Origin of the sequence: Pollutibacter soli (genome assembly GCA_029269725.1) — a bacterium.
Classification (GTDB): domain Bacteria; phylum Bacteroidota; class Bacteroidia; order Chitinophagales; family Chitinophagaceae; genus Pollutibacter; species Pollutibacter soli.
On sequence record JARJHS010000001.1, the window covers coordinates 1007963 to 1030284 of the forward strand.

At 43.2% G+C, this 22322-nt stretch carries 15 protein-coding genes; 7 read left to right on the forward strand and 8 right to left on the reverse strand.

Annotated elements, in window-relative coordinates:
* Positions 1–243: 243 nt before the first annotated feature.
* The 3 genes from P2W82_RS04100 to P2W82_RS04110 all read right to left on the reverse strand — a co-directional run bounded on the left by P2W82_RS04100 (position 244) and on the right by P2W82_RS04110 (position 2247).
* The gene (locus P2W82_RS04100; RefSeq protein WP_336514568.1) at positions 244–450 is read right to left on the reverse strand and encodes a hypothetical protein; all 207 of its coding nucleotides are present in this window, start codon (positions 448–450) and stop codon (positions 244–246) included.
* Positions 451–966: 516 nt separating this feature from the next.
* A complete protein-coding gene (locus tag P2W82_RS04105) occupies positions 967–1626 on the reverse strand; it encodes an HAD family hydrolase (protein ID WP_336514569.1) in 660 nt (219 codons plus the stop codon).
* A gap of 417 nt (positions 1627–2043) precedes the next feature.
* Complete coding sequence (locus P2W82_RS04110) at positions 2044–2247, reverse strand: hypothetical protein (protein WP_336514570.1); 204 nt, start codon at positions 2245–2247, stop codon at positions 2044–2046.
* 662 nt (positions 2248–2909) lie between these two features.
* Here P2W82_RS04110 and P2W82_RS04115 point away from each other — a divergent pair.
* On the forward strand, positions 2910–4253 hold the full coding sequence (locus P2W82_RS04115; RefSeq protein ID WP_336514571.1) for a vanadium-dependent haloperoxidase: 1344 nt from the start codon (positions 2910–2912) through the stop codon (positions 4251–4253).
* Positions 4254–4682: 429 nt separating this feature from the next.
* On the opposite strand, the gene P2W82_RS04120 is transcribed toward P2W82_RS04115, so the two are convergent.
* Positions 4683–6431 carry a carboxypeptidase-like regulatory domain-containing protein gene (locus P2W82_RS04120; RefSeq protein ID WP_336514572.1) on the reverse strand — a complete coding sequence of 583 codons (1749 nt, stop codon included), beginning with the start codon at positions 6429–6431 and terminating at the stop codon, positions 4683–4685.
* A gap of 140 nt (positions 6432–6571) precedes the next feature.
* On the opposite strand from P2W82_RS04120, the gene P2W82_RS04125 reads away from it, so the two are divergent.
* Both P2W82_RS04125 and P2W82_RS04130 read left to right on the forward strand, forming a co-directional pair.
* Positions 6572–6793 (forward strand): hypothetical protein, encoded by a 222-nt coding sequence (locus tag P2W82_RS04125; RefSeq protein ID WP_336514573.1) that lies wholly within the window; start codon positions 6572–6574, stop codon positions 6791–6793.
* A 181-nt stretch (positions 6794–6974) separates the two neighbouring features.
* On the forward strand, positions 6975–10478 hold the full coding sequence (locus P2W82_RS04130; protein ID WP_336514574.1) for a ThuA domain-containing protein: 3504 nt from the start codon (positions 6975–6977) through the stop codon (positions 10476–10478).
* A 354-nt stretch (positions 10479–10832) separates the two neighbouring features.
* On the opposite strand, the gene P2W82_RS04135 is transcribed toward P2W82_RS04130, so the two are convergent.
* A complete protein-coding gene (locus P2W82_RS04135; protein ID WP_336514575.1) occupies positions 10833–11078 on the reverse strand; it encodes a hypothetical protein in 246 nt (81 codons plus the stop codon).
* Between the two features lie 529 nt (positions 11079–11607).
* Between P2W82_RS04135 and P2W82_RS04140 the strand changes: the two genes are divergently transcribed.
* The 3 genes from P2W82_RS04140 (at position 11608) to P2W82_RS04150 (ending at position 15549) form a co-directional block, all read left to right on the forward strand.
* Complete coding sequence (locus P2W82_RS04140) at positions 11608–13284, forward strand: tetratricopeptide repeat protein (RefSeq protein WP_336514576.1); 1677 nt, start codon at positions 11608–11610, stop codon at positions 13282–13284.
* A gap of 723 nt (positions 13285–14007) precedes the next feature.
* Positions 14008–15006, forward strand: a complete 999-nt coding sequence (locus P2W82_RS04145) for a hypothetical protein (protein ID WP_336514577.1) — start codon at positions 14008–14010, stop codon at positions 15004–15006.
* A gap of 393 nt (positions 15007–15399) precedes the next feature.
* Positions 15400–15549, forward strand: a complete 150-nt coding sequence (locus tag P2W82_RS04150) for a hypothetical protein (protein WP_336514578.1) — start codon at positions 15400–15402, stop codon at positions 15547–15549.
* 242 nt (positions 15550–15791) lie between these two features.
* On the opposite strand, the gene P2W82_RS04155 is transcribed toward P2W82_RS04150, so the two are convergent.
* On the reverse strand, positions 15792–16307 hold the full coding sequence (locus tag P2W82_RS04155; protein ID WP_336514579.1) for a hypothetical protein: 516 nt from the start codon (positions 16305–16307) through the stop codon (positions 15792–15794).
* A 663-nt stretch (positions 16308–16970) separates the two neighbouring features.
* Between P2W82_RS04155 and P2W82_RS04160 the strand changes: the two genes are divergently transcribed.
* Positions 16971–17441: a hypothetical protein gene (locus P2W82_RS04160; protein ID WP_336514580.1), complete on the forward strand. Its 471-nt coding sequence runs from the start codon at positions 16971–16973 to the stop codon at positions 17439–17441.
* Positions 17442–18341: 900 nt separating this feature from the next.
* On the opposite strand, the gene P2W82_RS04165 is transcribed toward P2W82_RS04160, so the two are convergent.
* Together P2W82_RS04165 and P2W82_RS04170 are read right to left on the reverse strand one after the other, a co-directional pair.
* Positions 18342–20717 carry an ABC transporter permease gene (locus tag P2W82_RS04165; RefSeq protein ID WP_336514581.1) on the reverse strand — a complete coding sequence of 792 codons (2376 nt, stop codon included), beginning with the start codon at positions 20715–20717 and terminating at the stop codon, positions 18342–18344.
* A gap of 683 nt (positions 20718–21400) precedes the next feature.
* Positions 21401–22315: a GlxA family transcriptional regulator gene (locus tag P2W82_RS04170; protein ID WP_336514582.1), complete on the reverse strand. Its 915-nt coding sequence runs from the start codon at positions 22313–22315 to the stop codon at positions 21401–21403.
* Between the last annotated feature and the right edge of the window lie 7 nt (positions 22316–22322).

Genomic DNA, 22322 nt, shown 5'->3' on the forward strand with positions numbered 1-22322 from the left:
AACACCGGATATCGAAAATCAGGTAAAGTTGGTAACAGGTTCATGTAGACACTCAATAAAATGCGTAGGTGACTTTATACTGAAACACCCTCTGATTATTCCGGCTTTTCAGCATTTCCCACCAACAACAACATTCGAGTCAGTAGCGAAATCTTGTTGGTGTTCGCCTGGCTTATTAAAAAGTATGATTCTAACTTTTGCACGTCGAAACAGCAACAACGGAACCAAGTCCGCCCCCCACTTTCACGCAGCGAGAAAGGGTCGGGGATGACTCTGATCTGTTGGTGTTCGACTACGATTATAATTATCAAAGAGTATCAATTCACCCGTCGAAACACCAACAAATAAACCTATAGCAATTCGCAACAACTTCTCCCCTCTTTCGCGCAGCGAGAAAGGGCCGGGGATGAGTCTGATCTGGTGGTGTTCGACTACGATTATAATTATCAAAGAGTATCAATGCACCCGTCGAAACACCAACAAATAAATCTATAGCAATTCACAACAGCTTCTCCCCTCTTTCGCGCTGCGAGAGCGGGCCGGGGATGACTCTGATCTGTTGGTGTTCGACTACGATTATAATTATCAAAGAGTATCAATGCACCCGTCGTAACACCAACAAATAAACCGATAGCAATTCACAACAGCTTCTCCCCACTTTCGCGCAGCGAGAAAGGGCCGGGGATGACTCTGATCTGTTGGTGTTCGACTACGATTATAATTATCAAAGAGTATCAATGCACCCGTCGAAACAGCAACAAATAAATCTATAGCAATTCACAACAGATTCTCCCCTCTTTCGCGCTGCGAGAGAAGCCGGGGATGACTCTGATCTGTTGGTGTTCGACTACGATTATAATTATCAAAGAGTATCAATGCACCCGTCGTAACACCAACAAATAAACCTATAGCAATTCGCAACAACTTCTCCCCTCTTTCGCGCAGCGAGAAAGGGCCGGGGATGAGTCACAACTCCCTGTAATCAGCAATTATCCTGTCCGCGAGAAAAAGCTCCTCCTTCGGATGAGTGGTCGACAAAGCAATGACCTCCATCCCGGCAGCTTTTGCCGATTTTATTCCAACAACAGCATCTTCAAAAACAAGACAATTGTACGGTCTTACATCAAGTAATGCAGACGCTTTTAAATAAATTTCTGGATCAGGTTTGCCCTTTATAATATGAGCCGAGTTGACAATGACGCTGAAATATTTTTTGATCGGAATATGCTCAAACAGAAAATCAATATTGGGCTGAATTCCGGATGTAGCAATCGCCATCGGTATTTCGAGTTGCTTTAATTTCTCCAGAAGTTCCATCAATCCAGGCACCGGCGCGATATGCGGCGCATACATCTCGCGGTACACGGCTTCCTTCTCAAGCGCAAAAGTCGCACCTTCTTCCTTTGTTAAACTTCTTTTGTAAATATATTCCGCCGCATCGTGATTGGTGCGACCATTGATATTTGCATTGTACTCTTCTTCAGTAATTACAATCCCGAGATCGGAAATGTATTTCATCCATGATTTAAGATGAAAGGCATTGTTGTCGACAAGCGTACCATCCAGGTCGAATATGACCGCAGCTATCTGCCTTGATTCTATGATCTGTTGAATATTTTCTCTCATCCGATATAAATCAGGGATAAATGTATTTAAAAATCGGGAGTTGGGGGTACGTTTTAAGGTATCAGGCGGTAGATTAATGGCGGAAGGTTCAGTCAACTTTTACAATCACAAAATGAAAAGTCAACACACATAGGAAATAATCAGGAACAGGAAACAGAAAAAGCCAGGTATATTTCCCGCAAAGGAAATACAAAGAGCTTTCAATCGATATGATGAAAGCATTCCCTGGCGGCTCCTTTGCGAAATCCCCGGCTGTATGCTTGCCTGCCCGCCGAAGAGAAGCCCAGAAGGGCGGTTTGTTGTTACTGTCTGGTAAACTTTCACCGACTCACCATTCTTCTTCAAATCCGCAATCCGGCCTTACTTTGTGCAAATGACTTTATTGTTCCAAGTACCATCAAAGAAAAAATAAACTACCTATGTGGCATAACCGAAATTTGAACCAGACCGGAATTCTGCAACCCCGGCAGGCTGATTTACTTCACTGCATTTTCTATACAAAGCTTTTACTTTCACTATCGGAATAATGGGTTTGTGCGATTGGAGAGCCGCAATCCAGACCCTATCTTTTAAAATCGAAAAAACAACCGAAAGAATAAAAAAGCGATAAATCTGTTTCATATCCCCCGTTAACTCAATCAAAACCAATAAAAAAAATCAGATTAAACTTTCACGTTTTTGTGTTTCCGGAATGTCAGTGCAGTTGTGAAAAAAAATCATTTCTGACCTGATACCTGTTGGTAAGCATTTCCTATTACCAGATTCATAAACTTCATAAGAAAATATTTTAGTCATTGCACATCCGGCAACACACATTATAGAACGTTCTATTATGGTCAAAAGTTAAAATACACAGGCCATGACAATTACTAAGTGAGATTTCACAGTACCACTAACGTGGTATAGTAATTTCATTTTAGTAAAGATTGCAAAAGAAAAACGGTATACTATCGGATTATTCTTTCTAATTTAGAAATAGTTCTTTTCTGCTATTCACTTATCGGGTCATGCCCTATCGATTCTCCGGTTTAAGACTTTAGCAAAAAACGCCCTTAGCGTTTGATTTAATCGCCTTGTGATAAACATTTTGAACCCTATTCTTAAGGAAATGATGGCGAATTGTATGCCCTGTCTGCTTACAGATCGGCAACTGAATAGTCATGCAGTTAGCTGAAGTCGAATAAAACTCTCTCTCCCTAAAAGACATCCATCGCCATCAACGTCAGTGCAGGTAAAATCGGATCGTATGAAAATGTTCGATTGTCACTATAAAAATTGAGTATATGAAAAAGATCACTCCGTTAATTACGGTAGCAGTAATTTTTGCATGCATATTATATTCCTGTCAGAAAGATGGGACGCTTGATCCGAAATACTGGCCACCAAAAGATGATCACGGCCATTTGCAACAAACAAAAACTTTTTCATCAGCAGTTGTTGTTGACTGGATCAATTTACAACTTCAGATGCAAAAAATTCCGCTCCCCACCGGAACTGCGGGCCAGGCCAATGACCGCTGCCAGGCATATTGTGGTATTGCTCTGTATGAATCAGTAGTACCGGGAATGCCTTCTTATCGCAGCCTTGTTGGTCAGCTGACCGATTTCCCGGAAATGCCTTATCCCGAAAAAGGGAGAGCCTATCATTGGGGCGCTGCTGCCAATGCGGCACTTGCTGATATCAACCGCAAACTGTTTCCATCAACGGCTGATGCAAACAAAACGGCTATCAACGATCTCGAAAATAAATGGCTGGCCGATTTTGCCGATGAAGCTGGTCCTTCTACATTACAGCGTTCTGTTGCATTCGGAAAAGAAGTGGCAAAAAGAGTTTTTGAATGGGCCGCTACAGACGGTTCTGCAAATGTAAACCCGCCTTACGTTCCACCTACCGGAGATGGACTATGGGTTCCGACAGCATCAACTCCTCCTGCCGGGCCATACACTTTCCAACGAAGAGATCTTGTGCGTGGAAGTGACGACGGAACTGAGCTGGTGCCACCCCCTCCATTTTCAACCAGGGTTGGCTCTGATTTCTGGAACATGGTGAATGATGTCTATGTCAACTCAAAAAATCTGACCAATGATCAGAAAGCGTTGGTGGATTATTTCAAAGATGTGCCCGGTTATGCACCCGGCGGCACTTATGTTGCTTTGATGGCGCAGATACTGGAGCAGACGAACCCCAAACTGGATCAGGCTGCACTCACTTATGCGAAAGTAGGAATTGCACAATATGATGCGACTAATGTGCTATTTACCAATAAGTATATTTTCAACCTGATACGTCCGGTGACTTATATACAAGCTCATATTGATCCTGCATACGTAACTTATATTCCAACACCTAATCACCCTGAATTTCCATCAGGACATTCCACAACAGGTGGTGCTGCACTGGGGATGTTGCATCTCATTTATGGCGAAGAAATCAGGTTCACGTTGCACACATATGATTACCTGAATTATCCAACAAGGAGTTATACCGGTTTCACACAACTGATGAAGGATATTTCTACCAGTAGACTTTACGGAGGACTGCATTATCAGGCTACCCTTGATAAAAGTGAACAGCAGGGATTTAAAGTCGCACAGAATATTCTGAGTAGAATAAGATTTTCGAGATAATAAACACCTGGTATGATGAACTAAAAATCGCAGCAGGCCTGCGATTTTTTTTTATAATGATGGCAACCTGCGGACTTTTGACTATACTATTTCTAACAAACTATAAGATCCCTGCAATTCAGCGGAGACTCACCTCTGACGTGCTCTAAATTAACTAACCTTGAGACAATGCTTAAAGCAAGTGTCACTGCCAACAGCAACATTTTATTTAATAGTCAGGTGCATTTTAGATGCGTGATACGCAGCGAATGCTGTAAAATCATTGCACAAACAAAAGAATGATATCATACAAACCAGATATTTTTAAAATGGATGTTTGCTGCAATAAACTAAAAACTAATGTTCCTGCCTCCATACATGCCGGCCGGCAGGCAGGCTCCTGCCTCGAAGCTCCTACTCACTACTTCTTCCTGCTTACTCATTCGTCCTTCAATATCTCTTCACCAAAAAATTCACCCTGACTTTATACCTTGCGGAAGACGTACCACTATCACCCATATTGATCGAAATGGCACCCAAAAAATATTCGTTTCTGCCGCCCGTTTCTTCGAGATAAACGCTGCCATCGGTTCCTACCAGGTTGTATAGGCCATTGTTGATGTAAACGTCATGAACATAATTGCTGCCGGGAATAGTATTTGGAGTTAACTGTGATGACATTCGGATGCGCGGCTGATTTTTTCGAAAAGCCGATATTCCTCCGCCAAAACCTGGATACAGGTAAGACGAGATGGAATCCACCGTATCTGAAAAACCGGTAAAAATGGTGTCGCTGATCGTAAAGTTTACGTATTGTCCCAACGTCACACCGCACGCCAGTAAATTTCCGAGAGACAGATCACTGGTTCCCACTTCAGCAGTGAAAGTATTTGCACGCTGACCAGCATCAAGATCTGTTGCTGTAATTTCCGCATTTACATTTCCAGGAGTACACCGATTGATAACGATGGAAAAATTTCCATCTGAAACTTTTGACCGGTAATAAATTCCGTCAATAAAAATATCTGCAAAGCCATTATTCACCTTTGCTCCCGAACAGTTTTTTACTGCGCCACTGATTTTTATCGGATTGCGACCAGTGATGTTCAACATCATGTTTCCAAGATCAGTATTCCTTGTCAACGGCCCGATCTGCTGACTATAGGCAATTTGCCCGCAAAAATTATAAACATCCAATTTTAATATTGCATTCAGTGGCACAGCACCACTGACGGTACCACTGGAGTCCGTTGTACCAAAAGAAAATGCACCGGTCTGAATGTCTGCCAGTTTAACCAGGTAAAATGGAAGAGCGTATCCTTTACCGTTAGTTAACTTCATCGTAAGTGTCACAAAATCTCCTGGAACGTCAGCGTTCCAGAAACTAAAATGCGCAACTTTGCCGACATACATATTTCCTTCTTTTGTTGCAAAACCTTCTTTTCTCCACAATCCGGTGGTATCATCAAAATTCCATAGCGGTATCGTTGCAGGTGCATCAGCAATCATGGATGGTGGCACCGGAAATTTAACTGTTGCTGTTTTTCCAGGGGGAAGATCAAGGGTCTCTCCTGTTGAACTCTTCAATTCAATCGCCATCATGCCATAAGTTTTCAGCTGCTGCAGGTTGTTGATACTATCCAGCCCCATGAGATTACCCGGCATGATCGATGAGATTTTCGGATCGGTGGGATCGATATAGGCACCAGTCACAGTTACTTCTCCGGTATAAACAACTTCAGAGTATTTGTACAAAAGGTTTCCGGAAGCAATTTGTATTTCACTTCCGTTCCCGATATTGGCACCACCGCCCGATGATGTTTGAAACCGACCCCGTACAGTCTGCGGTATCAATTGGATTTTTACAAAATACACCCCATCGTCCGTCGCCATAAACGTCCTGATACCTTTGAAATAACCCTCATGCTCAGCCGAAACCCATGAGGCATTTTTACCGGTCTGCACATGATCAAAGAAAAAATTCCCGGAAGCATTGGTCGCCATAAATTTTGCTCCTGCATGTACGTACGCATTTTCCAACGGTCGCCCGTTCTCATCGACGACAATCCCCTGGATCGATGCAATCACTTTTGCATCGACATACGGCAATGGCGTAGCGCGGTTGTAAGGGTTGTACTTGTCTGTTTTCCTGCAGGTGAGTACAGTAACAGCGAGGATGATAAGAAACAGCTGTCTCATGTTAACAGCATTTAGTATGGTTAGAAATCTCTGAATGTTCGACAAGTACGAACAATGAGGCTTTTGTGATTTCCGGATTTTCAAGTTCAGATCTGGTATGGAAAATCAGGTGAAAGAAATCCTGTTTACAGTTCTGTCGTGTGAGTCCTGAAATTGATGTTCAGATAGCGGTGTATTCCTGGTGCAATATCCTGAATATTTATCAGATTTCTATAATAGCAATTTTGCTTGACCTGCCAAAAGCTGAGCCGGCGAGTCCCGCGACTTTTTGTATTATAATTGATACTTTACTTGCTGCAGATTTCCTGCAATTAAGCGAAGACTGCCTCGCACGTGACGAAAAGCAATTATTCACCTGTTGACATCTAAGGCGCGTCTCGCTACAAAATTTGAGCAGTTGACAACTGGTAATGTTTTGTGAAGCCGCGCATCCGTAACGCACTCGTCGCAAACCGCAGCCCCCTCCAGGCTGTTCCTATTGCCTCCTGCCTTTTGCCTATTGGCTTTTCTTTGATATATTTATCCCTAAACCAGACTGCTGCCATGCATTTTAATTCTTCTGCCCTGAAGTCTATTGCCTTTATTTTACTGACCCTGAGTGTCCTCGTTTTCGCCGACGCCTGCAATTCTGATTCAGGTCCCCGCATACTCGTCTTCTCCAAAACAAACGGCTTCAAGCATGCTTCCATCCCCGCAGCCAATGATGCACTGATCAAAATGGGAAAAGAAAAGGGTTTCGCCGTGGATACCACCACTGATGCTACCCTCTTCACCGACGATAAATTAAAAAAATACGACGCTGTAGTTTTTGCGAATACGACAAGAAATGTCCTGAATGCCAAACAGCAGGCCGCATTTGAACGCTTTATCCAGGCCGGTGGCGGTTATGTAGGTATTCACTCTGCCGCCGATACCGAATACGAATGGCCCTGGTACGGCAAACTAGTGGGTGCCTGGTTCAGCAGTCATCCATCAAATTCCAATGTGCGTAAAGCCAATGTACACATCACTGATACGTCTTTCATCGCTACCAAAGGTTTACCTGCCGTCTGGGAACGCACCGACGAATGGTACAACTATAAAAATATTTATTCAGGCATAAAGGTAGTTGCCAATCTCGATGAAGGAACCTACGAAGGCGGCACTAACGGCAACGACCACCCCATTTCCTGGTACCATGATTTTGATGGCGGTCGTGCGTTTTATACCGGTCTTGGTCATGAGATCAGCAACTATACCGATCCCGCTTTTCTGAATCATCTCTGGGGCGGATTGCAGTATGCGATGGGCAATGGGAAACTGGATTACGACAAAGCCTACGCTGTTGAAGTACCGGAAGAAAACCGTTTCGTAAAAACCGTACTGGTCAACGACCTCAGCGTTCCGATGGAACTCGCCGTATCTGATGAAGGCGAAGTATTTTATACGGAGCTCAGTACAGCGAACCTGTACATGTATGATGTTAAATCCGGTAAGAACAAACTCGTGCATCGTTTTGATGTTGCGAATAAAGGTGGCACCGGACTGATCGGCGTAACCCTGGATCCCAATTATTCCAAAAACCGTTTTATCTATCTCTACTATTCACCACCCACCGAAACAGAACCGATCGATTTTTATTTGTCGCGCTTTACGGTGAAGGCCGACAACACTCTTGACACCGCTTCTGAAAAAATATTGCTGAAAGTTCCCGTGCAGATCAACAGCGGCGCGCATCATGGCGGCTCGCTGGCCTGGGATAAGGATGGCAATTTATATCTCTCTACCGGCGACAGCACCACGCCTTTTCCCTCGGATGGTTATTCGCCGATGGATGAACGGCCCGAAAAAGAATTTTACAGCCAGGATGCGCAACGTTCTTCCGCCAACACCAATGATTTCAAAGGAAAGATATTAAGGATACATCCCGAACCCGATGGCAGCTATACGATACCGAAAGGCAATCTCTTTCCACCGGGTACAGAAAAAACAAAGCCGGAGATCTATGTGATGGGCTGCCGCAATCCTTATCGTATTGCAGTGAATCCGCAGACATCTACTGTATATTGGGGCGAAATTGGTCCGGATGCAGGTAATGATAGTCCCGAGCGTGGTCCGCGCGGTTATGATGAATTCAACCAGGCAAAAACCGCGGGATTCTATGGCTGGCCTTATTTTGTGGGTAATAACCAGGCCTATGCCGACTGGGATTTCGCGACCAAAAAAGGCGGACCGAAATTCGTTGCTGATGCACCGGAAAACAATTCACCCAACAATACCGGTCTGAATAAATTACCACCTGCACGTGCTGCAATGATCTTTTATCCTTACGCAGCTTCCGATAGTTTTCCTGAGCTGGGTGCCGGTGGTCGCAGTGCCATGGCCGGACAATTTTACACTTACGATAAATCTGCATCATTCGCGACATCTTCGGGATCTTCTTCATCTGCGTCATCAGCGCAATCTGCGGGAGCATTCCCCGAGTATTACAATGGCGCCCTCTTTGTTTTCGACTGGATGCGCAACTGGGTACTGGCTTTGCGTTTCGATAAGGATGAAAACTATCTGCGCAGCGAACCCTTCATGGCCGCGAATGGTGATTTCCGCAGACCGATCGATCTTGCCTTTGGTAAAGACGGCGTGATGTACATGCTCGAATACGGTTCTGTATATGGCGCAGACAATGATGATGCACGACTGGTGAAAATCGAATACAAAACAGGTAACCGTCCGCCGGTAGCGAATGCATTTATCCGCGACAGTGCTGCACAGGCGAGTCTTGCTGCGCGTGTATATCTTACTTCCGAGAACCGCGCCTATCCCAAACCAAAAGAGATTGCCGGTCCGGCGCCGTTGCGTGTATTGTTTTCGTCTATGGGTTCCAGTGACCCGGACGATGATGATGTGGTGAGCTACGAATGGCAGTTTGAAAATGCAAATGACACATCAACATCGGCTAATCCCGTACATGTATTTACGAAGCCCGGAAATTACAAAGTAGTGCTCACTGCCAAAGACCTGAACGGCGGAAAGGCAACTGATACCGTGCAGGTGCGCGTAGGTAACGCGATGCCCGTAGTGGAGATTGCTTCTAAACAGAACAAGAGTTTTTACTGGCCGGGTGAAGTGTTTGATTATGCGGTAAAAGTGTCGGATGCAGAAGATGGTGCTGACCTGAGCAGTAAAGCTGTGGTGTATTACAGCTATAACAAAGATGCAGGCAATTTATCTAATGACGCAGCCACATTAAAATCACGTGCAGGACTAACCGCAGAGAATCCGCATCCTGGTGCGGCACTGATTGCGTCGAATGATTGCAAGGCCTGTCATACCGTGAACAGTGTTTCCGTAGGTCCCTCCTACACTGCCGTAGCGGAAAGGTATAAGGATGATAAAGGAGCATTGGCAAAACTCAGTCAGAAAGTCATCGCCGGCGGCGGTGGTAACTGGGGTAAGGAGCATGTCATGGCTGCGCATCCGCAGCTCGCGCCTTCGGATGTGAGCGAGATGGTGAAATATATTCTCTCGCTTGCTGACGCCCGGGTACAACCGAAAAACATTGCACCGAATGGTAACCTGCAGCTCAATGCAGGCAAGGCCGATGATCCTGCAGGGATGTACACCATCGTTGCAACCTATGCCGACAAAGGTGCCGGCCTGGTAGGTGCACTCACTGGTTATGAAGTGATCAGTCTGCGCAGTGCGGATGTCAAACCTGTGCAGGCCGATGCGCATCCCGGCTTTGGGCGCTTCGGTCGTAACCTCAGCGGCGGCGGTCATGGTGCGCATATACTGTTGAAGAATATCGACCTCACCCATATCAAAAAGATCTCTTTCGAACTCAGCTCCGACAAAGGCGGAGCTATTGAAGTCCGTAAAGATTCATACGCCGGGCCCATCATAGCTACGGCAACGTTTGATACAACAGCGAAAGGCACCAAGGCCTGGGTAGCTGCGCCGTTGACTTCGGCGATGGACGGAAGGCATGATCTGTATTTTGTGGTGGTGAAAAGGAGTAAACCAGATAACGGGGTGGTGAATGTAGGGACGGTGAGGTTTGAGAGGTGAGTATTTATATATTTATTTCTTTATAAAGTTGTAATAATTATTTTCTATTATAAATATATTAATAGTGCATTTTATTAACAAATATGTAGCATCAACATAGGAAACATCTCAAACTATTTGTACATTTTAATTTGAAGCTTTGACAAGAATAAGTTGAAAATTTTAGCCAGGAAAACAAGAGTGAAAAATTAGTAGGGCGTAAACGATGTTAGCTCTAATCGATGACATTAAATTGAATACAAAAAGTATAAACTTTCACGTATTAGAATGTTCATCCAATTTGAAAATGAATTGCTCTACTTTTGTAAATTCAATGAGGAATATGACCTGCTTGTAACTAGATAAATGAGAAAGTCACCACCAGATATTCTCCTCATCTGAATCAGGCACCTTTCTCTCCACAGAATCAATCGGAGTTCTCACAGTACTATTTCTGTACCAGCTTTTTTGATTGTCAGATATTTTCTCAACGGCAGGTGCCACCTTTTTTCGTAACTCTTCATAAGCCGGACACGGGTTATCGCAGATCGCCAGTTGCAGGTACTCGACAACTTTTTCTCGCTGGGGAAAACATTCCCAATCCGGCAGTTGCTTCAGCATTGATTCCGGCAGACTTGCGCTTTGTGGAATGAATTTTTGAATAAGGTCGAGATACGAATGGCGAAGGACGAATGCTGAATGCGTTTAGATTAAAATCAAATGAACATCAAACCGCAGAGAAACAGCCAAGTGAAGCGCAGAGGAACAGCCGAGAAAAACTTACAACTTATAACCTATCACTTATAGCTTCTTTTTGTTTCCTTTGCGGGCTGTATTCCCGGCTGTTCGCCTTTGCGGTTTGACTTTAGAATGCCAAAGGCCGAATTGAAACAGCTTGAAATTTTAACCAGCGAAAAGGCAAAACACAGAGGCGACAGCCGAGTGTTTCACAGAGGATCAGCCGAGGATGAGACCTAACAGGTTTTCAAAACCTGTTAGGTCTGTGAGCGTCGCTCCGGTATTACTCTGTGGGCTGTTCCTCGGTGCTTTCTGTGTTTTGATTTTAAAATGAGATATTCAATCGCTGAATGTCACAAAATTCACCAGTTTTGCGTCATTCAATGATGGCTCAGTCAAACACGCTACTATAATGAAAAAGTTTTTTCTTCTCCTGGCAATGATCACTGGTGCTTTCACATCATTCTCCCAGCAAGGTCAGCAACTCATCGATTCACTCATCAAACAACTCCCGCAATCAAAAGACGATTCCGCCAAAGTGATGATGCTGAATGACATCAGCCTTGGTTATTATTCCATCAATCCTGATGAAGGCTTGAAGTATGGCAACCAGGCCCTTCAGCTGGCGCAGAAAATCAAATGGAAAAGAGGAGAAGCATTTGCCAATAAAGTGATCGCAGGGAATTATGGTTTTGGAAAATCGGATTATGCAAAAGCGCTGGAATATGCACTAAGATCATGGGAACAGTTCAGGGCGATCGGAGATAAAATCGGCGAAGCAAAGATCCTGGGAGATATCGGTGTGGTGTACTGGTTTCAATCCGATTATCCGAATGCATTGAAATATTATTTTGATGCGTTGCGGATCAATGAAGAGCTCGATATTAAAAATGAAATCGCGGCGACACTCAACAATATTGGTCTGGTATATTACAGCCAGGAAGATTTAAATAAAGCACTGGAATATATTCTCCGGGCCAATAAGATTGATGAGGAACTGGGAAATAAAGCCGGGGTGGCTTCGAACTTAGGTAATATCGGAGAGTTGTATATGAACTTATCCGATACGGCGAAAGCCTTGGAATACGACCTGAAAGCGCTGCAGTTGAATGAAGAGCTGGGCGACAAAAACGGCATCGCCCGGACGCTCGGTAATCTCGGCGCTGTGTATGCCAGTAAAAAGGAATTTCCGAAAGCACTCGATTACTACCGCGAGTCGTTGGCGATGAATGAAGACATCGGGAATAAAATGGGCGTCGGCCGGGTGCTGGGAAATATCGGCGGCACTTACCTGAAGATGGCCAATGATAGTATAATCATGAGCAACCCCAGAATTTCAGGTGATCTGCCGCGAAAGAAATCGATTCTGTTGCAGCAGGCAAATGATTATACCAGCCGCGGCATTATCATTTTGAAAGAGATCGGTGATCTGAACAATCTGTTCCGGAGCTATGAGCGGTTGAGTGAAATACAGGAGCAGGAAAACAATTACAAAGGCGCATTGGAAAGTTACCGGAACTTTACACTGATCAAGGATTCTGTGTACAGCATGGAAAAAGACAAGAAGCTCACGGAAACGGCCATGCGATATGATTTTGATAAAAAAGAAGCCGCTACCAAAGCTGAACAGGAGAAAAAAGATATTCATCAACGGAATATCCGGAATTCCATTGTTGCGGGGGCTGTTGTATTGCTGTTATTGCTTATCGTATTTATTGAACGTTACCGCTCCAAACAAAAAACGAATAAAGAGCTCGCTGCGGCATACGAAAATCTTAAAGCAACGCAGCAGCAGTTGATTCAATCCGAAAAGATGGCTGCCTTTGGTGTGATGGCTACCCGCATGGCGCATGAGATTCAGAACCCGCTGAACTTTGTGAATAATTTTTCGGATGTGTCAAAGCATTTGCTGGAGGAAATCGAACATCCGCATTCCGAAGAAGAGAAAAAAGAAGCGATTCATACATTGGCTATCAACCTGGAGAAAATACATCATCATGGCACCAGGGCTTCGCGGATTATATATCAGTTGCAGGAGCATGCAAGGGCGGGCACAGCGCAGGAGTTTTTTGAAGAAGATTCGAATTAGTTTCTTCTGATGTGCCTATGGTTCCTATGTGCGCTATGTGGTTCAGGCTTGTAGTTTTTTTTGAACCACATAGGGCATATAAGGCACAGAAGACACATAGCATTATCCTTTGTGTCTATGTTTCCTATGTGCGCTATGTGGTTCAAAGCTTGTAGTTTTTTTTGAATCACATAGGGCATTTAAGGAACATAGGACACAATAGAGATTTTCGGTTTGCCTTTGGAATCAACCAGCGGAACATCAAACCGCAAAGGAAACAGCCAAGGTTTTCGCAAAGGAACAGCCAAGAGGACGACGTATGATGGTCTATTAATTAAATGTCTTCACAAGGGAAATTCTGATATTATTCTCAAGAGATCACTTATAACTTCATCACCTATAACTTATAACTTCTTTGTATTCCCTTTGCGGGCTGTATCCTGGCTGTTCTCCTTGCCTGCCCGCCGAAGCGAAGCGCAGGTGGGCGGTTTGACTTTTTAAGCTGTCAGCAAAACCTCATAACACAGAGGAAACAACCGAGTGTCTCACAGAGGAGCAGCCCGAGACTCATGTACTTCTCAGTGGGCTTTACCCCGGCTGATCTCTCTGTGTTCTGACTTTACCATGTTTGCAATTGATGCACGCTTTTGGTCAATACATTACCCTGTAATATCAAATAGACACTAATCCCGGTTCCAGATAAAACCTGTATCTTATTTTCGTTCCGTATCAACACCTGAACACATGTTTTTAAAATCAGTTCTCACCGCTTTCATCCTGCTTTTCGCCTGCACAATTGCAAAAGCCCAAAATACAACACCTGAAAAATTCATCTCAGATACGCTCCTCATCATCAAAAAAAATCCTGCAAAAGGATTTCATAACGACTACATCTTATTCATTCCGAAAGGAGCACCTAAAGGTAAAAAACTATTCCTGCTGGTGGAACCCAACAACACCGGCAAATTGTCCGACAGCATTGAAGTACATACAGAACACGCCATTCATCTCGCATCCAAAAGTTCAGTCGGGAATAATATTTCCACCGAACTCAGGATTCCATTGCTGGTACCAATTTTTCCGAGGCCATTGAAGGATTCGCTGATGTACACACATGCGCTCGACAGAGACGTCATGGTGGAAAAATCGCCAATCCTGAAAAGACTGGATCTGCAATTGTTAGCCATGGTAGAAGATGCACGTACAGTATTGGCATCGATGCATATCCAGATGGAAACTAAATTCTTCATGAGTGGCTTTTCAGCATCCGGAACATTTACGAATCGATTTTCATTTATTCATCCTGATAAAATACAGGCGCTTGCTATCGGCGGATTCAATGGCGAACTGATGTTCCCGGTAAAAGACCTCAGGGGCGTCCCGCTCAACTACCCTATCGGTATCTACGACTTCAATAAATTGTTTAAAACAAAATTTGACGAAGCCAGCTACAGATCAATTCCACAATATATCTACATGGGAAAGCTGGACGAAAACGATGCTGTCCGGTATGATGATGCTTACAGCGAAAGTGAAAGAAGACTCATCAACAACTATATCGCTGATAATGTACAGCAAAGATATCTTGCGTGTCAAAGGATGTATAAAGAGCATAACATCAATGCCACTTTCAAAACATGGGAAAACATCGGCCACTGGACGACGGGGCAAATGAACCTGGAAGTGATCAAGTTTTTCCTGGCGCAGATACGTGAGTGGCAACAGGCAACAGGCAGCAGGTAATTTTACTTAGGTTGATGAATATCGATGCTCATATAAATGTATGAACCCGATCCCCTCCTACCTTAGCATCAACGTTGTTTGCTTTGAAAGCTTAATAAAAAACACAAGTTGCGCATGAAGAATATGCAAGTGACGCAAAAGTTGTTTGCTGGTTTATCTTTCGCGACGTATTGGTTATGTCAGTGACACGATGACATTTCTATAAATTCCGTTCATTCAGAACGCTTCTGCGGCGCGGAAAACTGGTTCTCAGCAAATGATATTTTTTCCTACAAACCGGATGCTCCTGAGGAACAAAAAACAGGAACATGAATGCACAGTTACGACAGGAAGTATCGCGACCTACACTTTGAATGAACATTCCATTCAACGTCCTAAGAATGTGTATTAATTATGGTCATTCCCAAATTTCAACGTCTTCTTTCGCTCCAGAGCACCGCCCTGTATGTAGCAGCTATCCTCGAATTTGAAACCAACATATCGCTCGAGTTGAGCGTCCGGTATCAACCGAAGAATGAAGTGTGCGTACTTGTCGGATATTAACTACCAGCCGAAGATGTGTGGAGTTGCCGGATTTTCATACCTGGTATCGCTTTTGAAACAATTGACTTTATTATCTATTTTTTATTCTCTGGTTTTGACCATAAAAATACCGAATGCTGAATGGCAGAAGTACGAACAGATCGGGCATATAAATTCACACCAAACCAGCAGCAAACCACAAAGCAAAGGACGGATGATTCACAGAGGAGTAGCCTGGAATAGAAGGATAATTGGCATTGCCATCAAAAAAGTGCTTTGTTGACAATTTTCTTTTCCGATCCTGAGTTCCATTGGAGGCTCAATCCTACACTCGCAGGTTGCTTACCCGGGACATTTCCCGTACTGCGTTGCGATTCCTTATAAGCCTTAACACTTATTCCGCTTTTCTTTACATTCTGACGCCCCGCAATACTGATGGGTACAGCAATAACCATCATAAGCAAACCAGTGACCAATAGCACAAGGCCGGTCCAGCCTTGCGCATCCGTGCCTTCTGAATAAGCGTAAGCCGCTAAAATGGTTCCGCTGATGGCAAGCGCACCGCCGGTGATCAGTACAATTTTTGATGCTTTCATTTGTTTTCTTCCTTTCAGAAACCGGGTGGTATCAGCAATCGATGGAGGTAGTGTATCCGTTCCGATTCCAGGGTTGAAGATGACGAGGTTGGTTGCTTTGGCTTTAGCTTCAATGTTTAGCGGTGAGCTCAACAAAAAGCCTGTAGTGACGAGAAATGAGATTTGTAATAACAGCCTTTTCATTTTATTACACTTTATTGATCAAATCTAAATGTCCGACACCGACGATCAGAAAATCAGGTCTTGCAAAAAATTGCAAATAGAAATTCTGTTACACTCCGGTCATTAAAAGGGAAGGGATCATAGGCGAGAAAGGCCTTCATGTCATGCAGTTCATGAATGTAAGCAGAATTTAAATATCAGCAATACCACTAATCGGCTATGCGGATCCGGTAGAATGGTGAGCTTTCTCATGCTGATCAAAGGGAAAAGAGAGACGGCTAAAAAGGGAGTTTAAATTCAGACTTTTCGAACAACCAACCGCAAAGTATACAGCCTGATTTTCGAAGGAACAGCAAAGAAAGACCTGCAATTTCTTTTTATTCCCTTTGTGGGTCCGCATCCCGGCTGTTCTCTTTGAGGTATGACTTTAAAAAAGGCCGAAATTGCGAAAGACGAATTGAGATCACTTTATTCAGGAATTTGAACCACATAGGGCACATAAGGCACAGAAGACAGATAGCATTCTTCTATGTGCCTATGTTTTCTATGATAACTATGTGGTTCAAAAATAGTCGCGCAAATCAGTACCATCACAATCACTCCGTCTTCAGGTTCTCCACCGGATTTGCATTAGCCGCCGACAGCGTCTGCGATAAAACAGTGAGTAGCCCAAAAAACAACAAGATGATAAGGCTGACAAACACTTCAAAAAATCCGCAGGAATCTGGTAAACGATTTGCAAAAGAAATTAAGATCACTTTATTCAGGAATTTGAACCACATAGGGCACATAAGGCACAGAAGACACATAGCATTCTTCTATGTGCCTATGTTTTTCTATGATAACTATGTGGTTCAAAAATGTAAAGTAAATCAGTACCATTACAATCACTCTGTCTTCAGGTTCTCCACCGGATTTGCATTAGCCGCCGACAGCGTCTGCGATAAAACAGCGAGTAGCCCAAAAAACAACAAGTTGATAAGGCTGACAAACACTTCGAAAAATCCGCAGGAATCTGGTAAACGATTTGCAAAAAAAATTAAGATCACTTTATTCAGGAATTTGAACCACATAGGGCACATAAGGCACAGAAGACAGATAGCATTCTCCTATGTGCCTATGTTTTTCTATGATAACTATGTGGTTCAAAAATAGTCGCGTAAATCACCACCATTACAATCACTCGGGCTTCAGGTTCTCCACCAGATTTGCATTAGCCGCCGACAGCGTCTGCGATAAAACAGTAAGTAGCCCAAAAAACAACAAGATGATAAGGCTGACAAACACTTCGAAAAATCCGCAGGAATCTGGTAAACGATTTGCAAAAGAAATTAAGATCACTTTATTCAGGAATTTGAACCACATAGGGCACATAAGGTACAGAAGACACACAGCATTCTTCTATGTGCCTATGTTTTTCTATGATAACTATGTGGTTCAAAAATAGTCGCGCAAATCAGTACCATCACAATCACTCTGACTTCAGGTTCTCCACCGGATTTGCATTTGCGGCCGTCAGTGTCTGCGATAAAACAGTGAGTAGCCCAAAAAAGAACATGATGATAAGGCTGACAAACACTTCGAAAAATCCGCAGGAATCTGGTAAACGATTTGCAAAAAAAATTAAGATCACTTTATTCAGGAATTTGAACCACATAGGGCACATAAGGCACAGAAGACACACAGCATTCTTCTATGTGCCTATGTTTTTCTATGATAACTATGTGGTTCAAAAATAGTCGCGTAAATCACCACCATTACAATCACTCTGTCTTCAGGTTCTCCACCGGATTTGCATTTGCAGCCGACAGCGTCTGCGATAAAACAGTGAGTAGCCCAAAAAACAACAAGATGATAAGGCTGACAAACACTTCGAAAAATCCGCAGGAATCTGATAAACGATTTGCAAAAGAAATTAAGATCACTTTATTCAGGAATTTGAACCACATAGGGCACATAAGGCACAGAAGACACATAGCATTCTCCTATGTGCCTATGTTTTTCTATGATAACTATGTGGTTCAAAAATAGTCGCGCAAATCAGTACCATCACAATCACTCCGTCTTCAGGTTCTCCACCGGATTTGCATTTGCGGCCGTCAGTGTCTGCGACAGAACGGTAAGAAGTCCAAAGAACAACATGATCAGCAAACTGACAAACACCTCAAAAAATCCGATCGAAATACTATAATACTGTGTATTCGCCAGCACATGTGTAAACAGAAAATACATGATTGGCGTTGTAATGATGCTGGCGATAACCATGAGCATCACGAAGTCTTTGGATAGAAGAACAACGAGATTGTTTACTGAAGCCCCTAACACTTTCCTGATACCAATTTCTTTAACACGCTTTTTGATGGTGAAGGAAACAGTACCCAATAACCCAAGACAGGCTACGGTGATGGCGAGTAACCCTAAGAATCCCCAGAGCTTCATGACCATGATATAAAAATTATATGCTTCTTTGATCTCGTCTGAAAATAACTGCGCAGTGAATGGTCCCTGCCCTCCTATTTTTTTCCATAATTGTTCCATCGCCTTTATACTTTCGACGCCGTTATCTGCTTTCAGCCTGATATTGGCATAGGCGAATTTTTCAGGATCATATTCGAAGAAAAATGGTGCAATAACATCTTTCAGTCCGGCATAGTGAAAACTCTTCAGCACACCAGCAATGCGAAATTCGCTGCTGTCTGTTAACGTAATTATCTTATTAATTGCAGCTGCAGGTTCGTTCAGGTGCAGCGCTTTCACAAATTCCTCATTGACGATAATAAATCTTGACTTGTCAGATGCATTGCCACTGAAATTATTACCTGCAAGAAATGGTAGTTGAACATTTGATATAAATGCATCATCTACCGACATGGAATTGACCATCACCGAATCCAGTCCATCAGCAGTTTTAATATATCGTTCTGCAGAGGTGCCGATACCCAGGATATGCGATGATAATGATACGCGTTGAACCATGGGTAGTTTCTGAAACTCATTTTTGAAAATCTGCGGATCGAGATTCTGTAAACTCGCATCCACTACCTGCGCCTGGTCAAAACCAAGATCATAATTCACAGAATATTTATACTGTCGCATCGAGATCACCACGGACATGATGAACCCTAATGAAATAATAAACTGAAGCGTCAGTACAAATTTTTTAAACAATGAGCGGCCGCTGGTTTTTATTTCTTTGCCCTTCAACGCCACTGTTGCCGGAATTTTAGAAAAATAAGACGCAGGAACCAACCCTGCCAGTGCTCCCACCATTACAGCAAAAACCAGGAAACCTGCAAAAGTTTCCCATGTAGGCGAAAGATCGACCGGTGATGTTTCTACCATCTGTGCGAGGAAATGTTTTCTTACAATTTCATAAATGAGGAAGGAAAGTATGAGTGCCAATAGTGCAATGGTTACTGATTCGATAACAAACTGCATGATGGTCTCTTTCTTTCGCCCGCCCATTACTTTTCTCACTCCAATTTCCTTCATCCGTTCAAGCGATTTAGAGATGGATAAATTGATATAATTGGTACACGCAGGAACGAGTACGATCAGTGTAATGGCGCCCGTGATAAACAGCATCAGGTAACTCCAGTTTGCTCCGATAGGATCTGATAATTCAGGGCCCGGGGTTATATCATTCAACGCCTGTAATTTAAAAGCGGCGGAAACATTCTTCTGTTCATATCTTTCCTTCGCTATGCGATTCAGGAGACTGTTGATATTATTTTTGTTAGCGTCTTTCCGGAGAAGCATGTACACAAACGATCCACGGAAGGATGTCCATTCATCAATATTCTGCACAGAAGGCAGTTTTCCATACGATTGCAAAGTGCTGTAGGATGCAACAGCGCCAAAATGCATGTGGGTGTTTTCAGGCAGGTCTTTGAAAATCCCGGTGATCAGGAAGCTCCCATAGCCTTCCAGGTCGATGATTTTACCTGTCGGCTCTTCGTCACCAAAAATTTTCGTCGCCTCTGTCTCGGAAAGGACGATTGTGTTTGGATTATTGATAGCGGTCGCTTTATCTCCTTTCAAAAAGGGGTAATTGAACATGTCAAAAAATCCAGGATCCGCAAAATACCCGTTGAGTTCAATTTTCTTATCACCATACACGGCATTGGCATAGAGCGAACGGTGGATCCTGACTACTTTTTCCACCCCGGTAAATCCTTTGATATACTCAGTCAGCGCTGCGGGAGCTGATGCAAACTTTGGGTTTTCCTGTTTATCGTAGAGTTGTGAGGTAACACGATATATGCGGTCTCCATCAGGGTGAAAATCATCGAACCTCGACAGGAATGCCAGCAGTCCGATAAACAGCAAAGTGAGCGACATCCCCAGCGCAAGGCCGATCACATTCAGGGTCGTGAAGAATTTATTCTTGATGAGATTGCGAATGGCGGTCTTTAAAAAATTCCGAAACATGGGTTAAAGATTTATTTGATCACAAGGTGTTTAACTCCGCATCTGTTGAGCTTAGTTATTTGGTTGCTTAAGATAACTGATGAGCTTGAACAGCTACAGGAATTTCGACAGGCCACTTGTAATTTTGTGATCAGCGGTCCATAAATACAAATTTTTAGAAGAGTGCTGTGGACGTATAGAAAGCGATTTGCGGTCGCAGCCATTTTGTTGAAGCAAAAAACATAGGGCACATAGATATTCCGGCATTATACTTTTTATTTTTCTCCATTTTACATTAACTGCAGTTGCGGAACATCAAACCGCAAAGAAAACAGCCAAGCTTTGCGCAAAGGAACAGCCAAGGAAATTCGAATGACGAAGTGAAAGCTATCCAAATTGGAAATTCTGATTTAACCGCAAGCGATAACTTATAACATAATCACCTATAACTTATAACTTCTTTGTATTTTCTTTGCGGGCTGTACCTTGGCTGTTTTCATTGCGGTTTGACTTTGATAAACGTAGCTCCAGCAACGTATAATTGAAAAAGTTTCATCTAAGCAAAAGCTGAACGATCAGCCAAAAGGATAGCCCTGGCAATTTTCTTTGTGCCTATGTTTTACTATGATAACTATGTGGCTCAGAAAAAAGTTGCTAAGTAAGAATACGATCTGAGGTTTCGAAAAGGCATTAAAACTCAAAAATCATTGCTTCAGAATCCTCTGCAATTGCCTGGCCGATTTGAACCCGCATTTAGAAGCGATATACTCAATCGTATATTCCGGGTTATTCAACATTGTATTTGCATACTCTCGTCTCAGCTGCGTCAGGTATTCGAGAATCGTACAACCCGTTTTCTCTTTAAAAACCCTGCTGAGATTCCTGGGACTCATGCCCACAAGTGACGAAAGAGATTCAATGCTATTTTCTTTGGAAAGATGGTCAATCAAATAATCCTGCACTTCATGCACCTGCGGATGAATATGATTGCGGTAATCAAGATAAATACTTTGCTGCTTGTGTGAACCACTTCTCCGATGATACACCACCAGGCCTCTTGCCACCTTATGAGTGAAAAACGGTCCTTTTAAATCTTCAAGAATAGCCAATGCCAGATCAATACCTGCACTGATGCCTGCACTGGTATACACGTTATTGCTCTTCACAAACAAAATATCCGCTAACACTTTTGCATTTGGAAATTGCACCTGTAACGCTTTCACCCTTCGCCAGTGGGTGGTACATTCCGTGTCCTTCAGCAACCCTGCATGACCCAATGCAAATGCGCCCGTGCAAATAGAACAACAGGTAATTTTATTGTCAGAACATTCTTTCAGCCATTTGAAAAAGGCTCTTTCTCCCTTGAATTCAAAACTGTTTACATATTCATTATCCATCCCTGGCACAAAAATAAAATCACCTTCTTTTAATTTTGCTTCACTGAAATGTTTGAGTTTTTCAAATCCAAGACCAGCCGTACTGATGGGATTCTCCTGGTATTGGTAAAACTCTATTTCAATTTCATAACCATGAACTTTAGCCTCAGTAAAAACCTGTACCGGCCCCGCAAAATCCAGCAATTCAACCGTGGGAGGAATAATAAAAACGACCTTTTTCATATAGTGA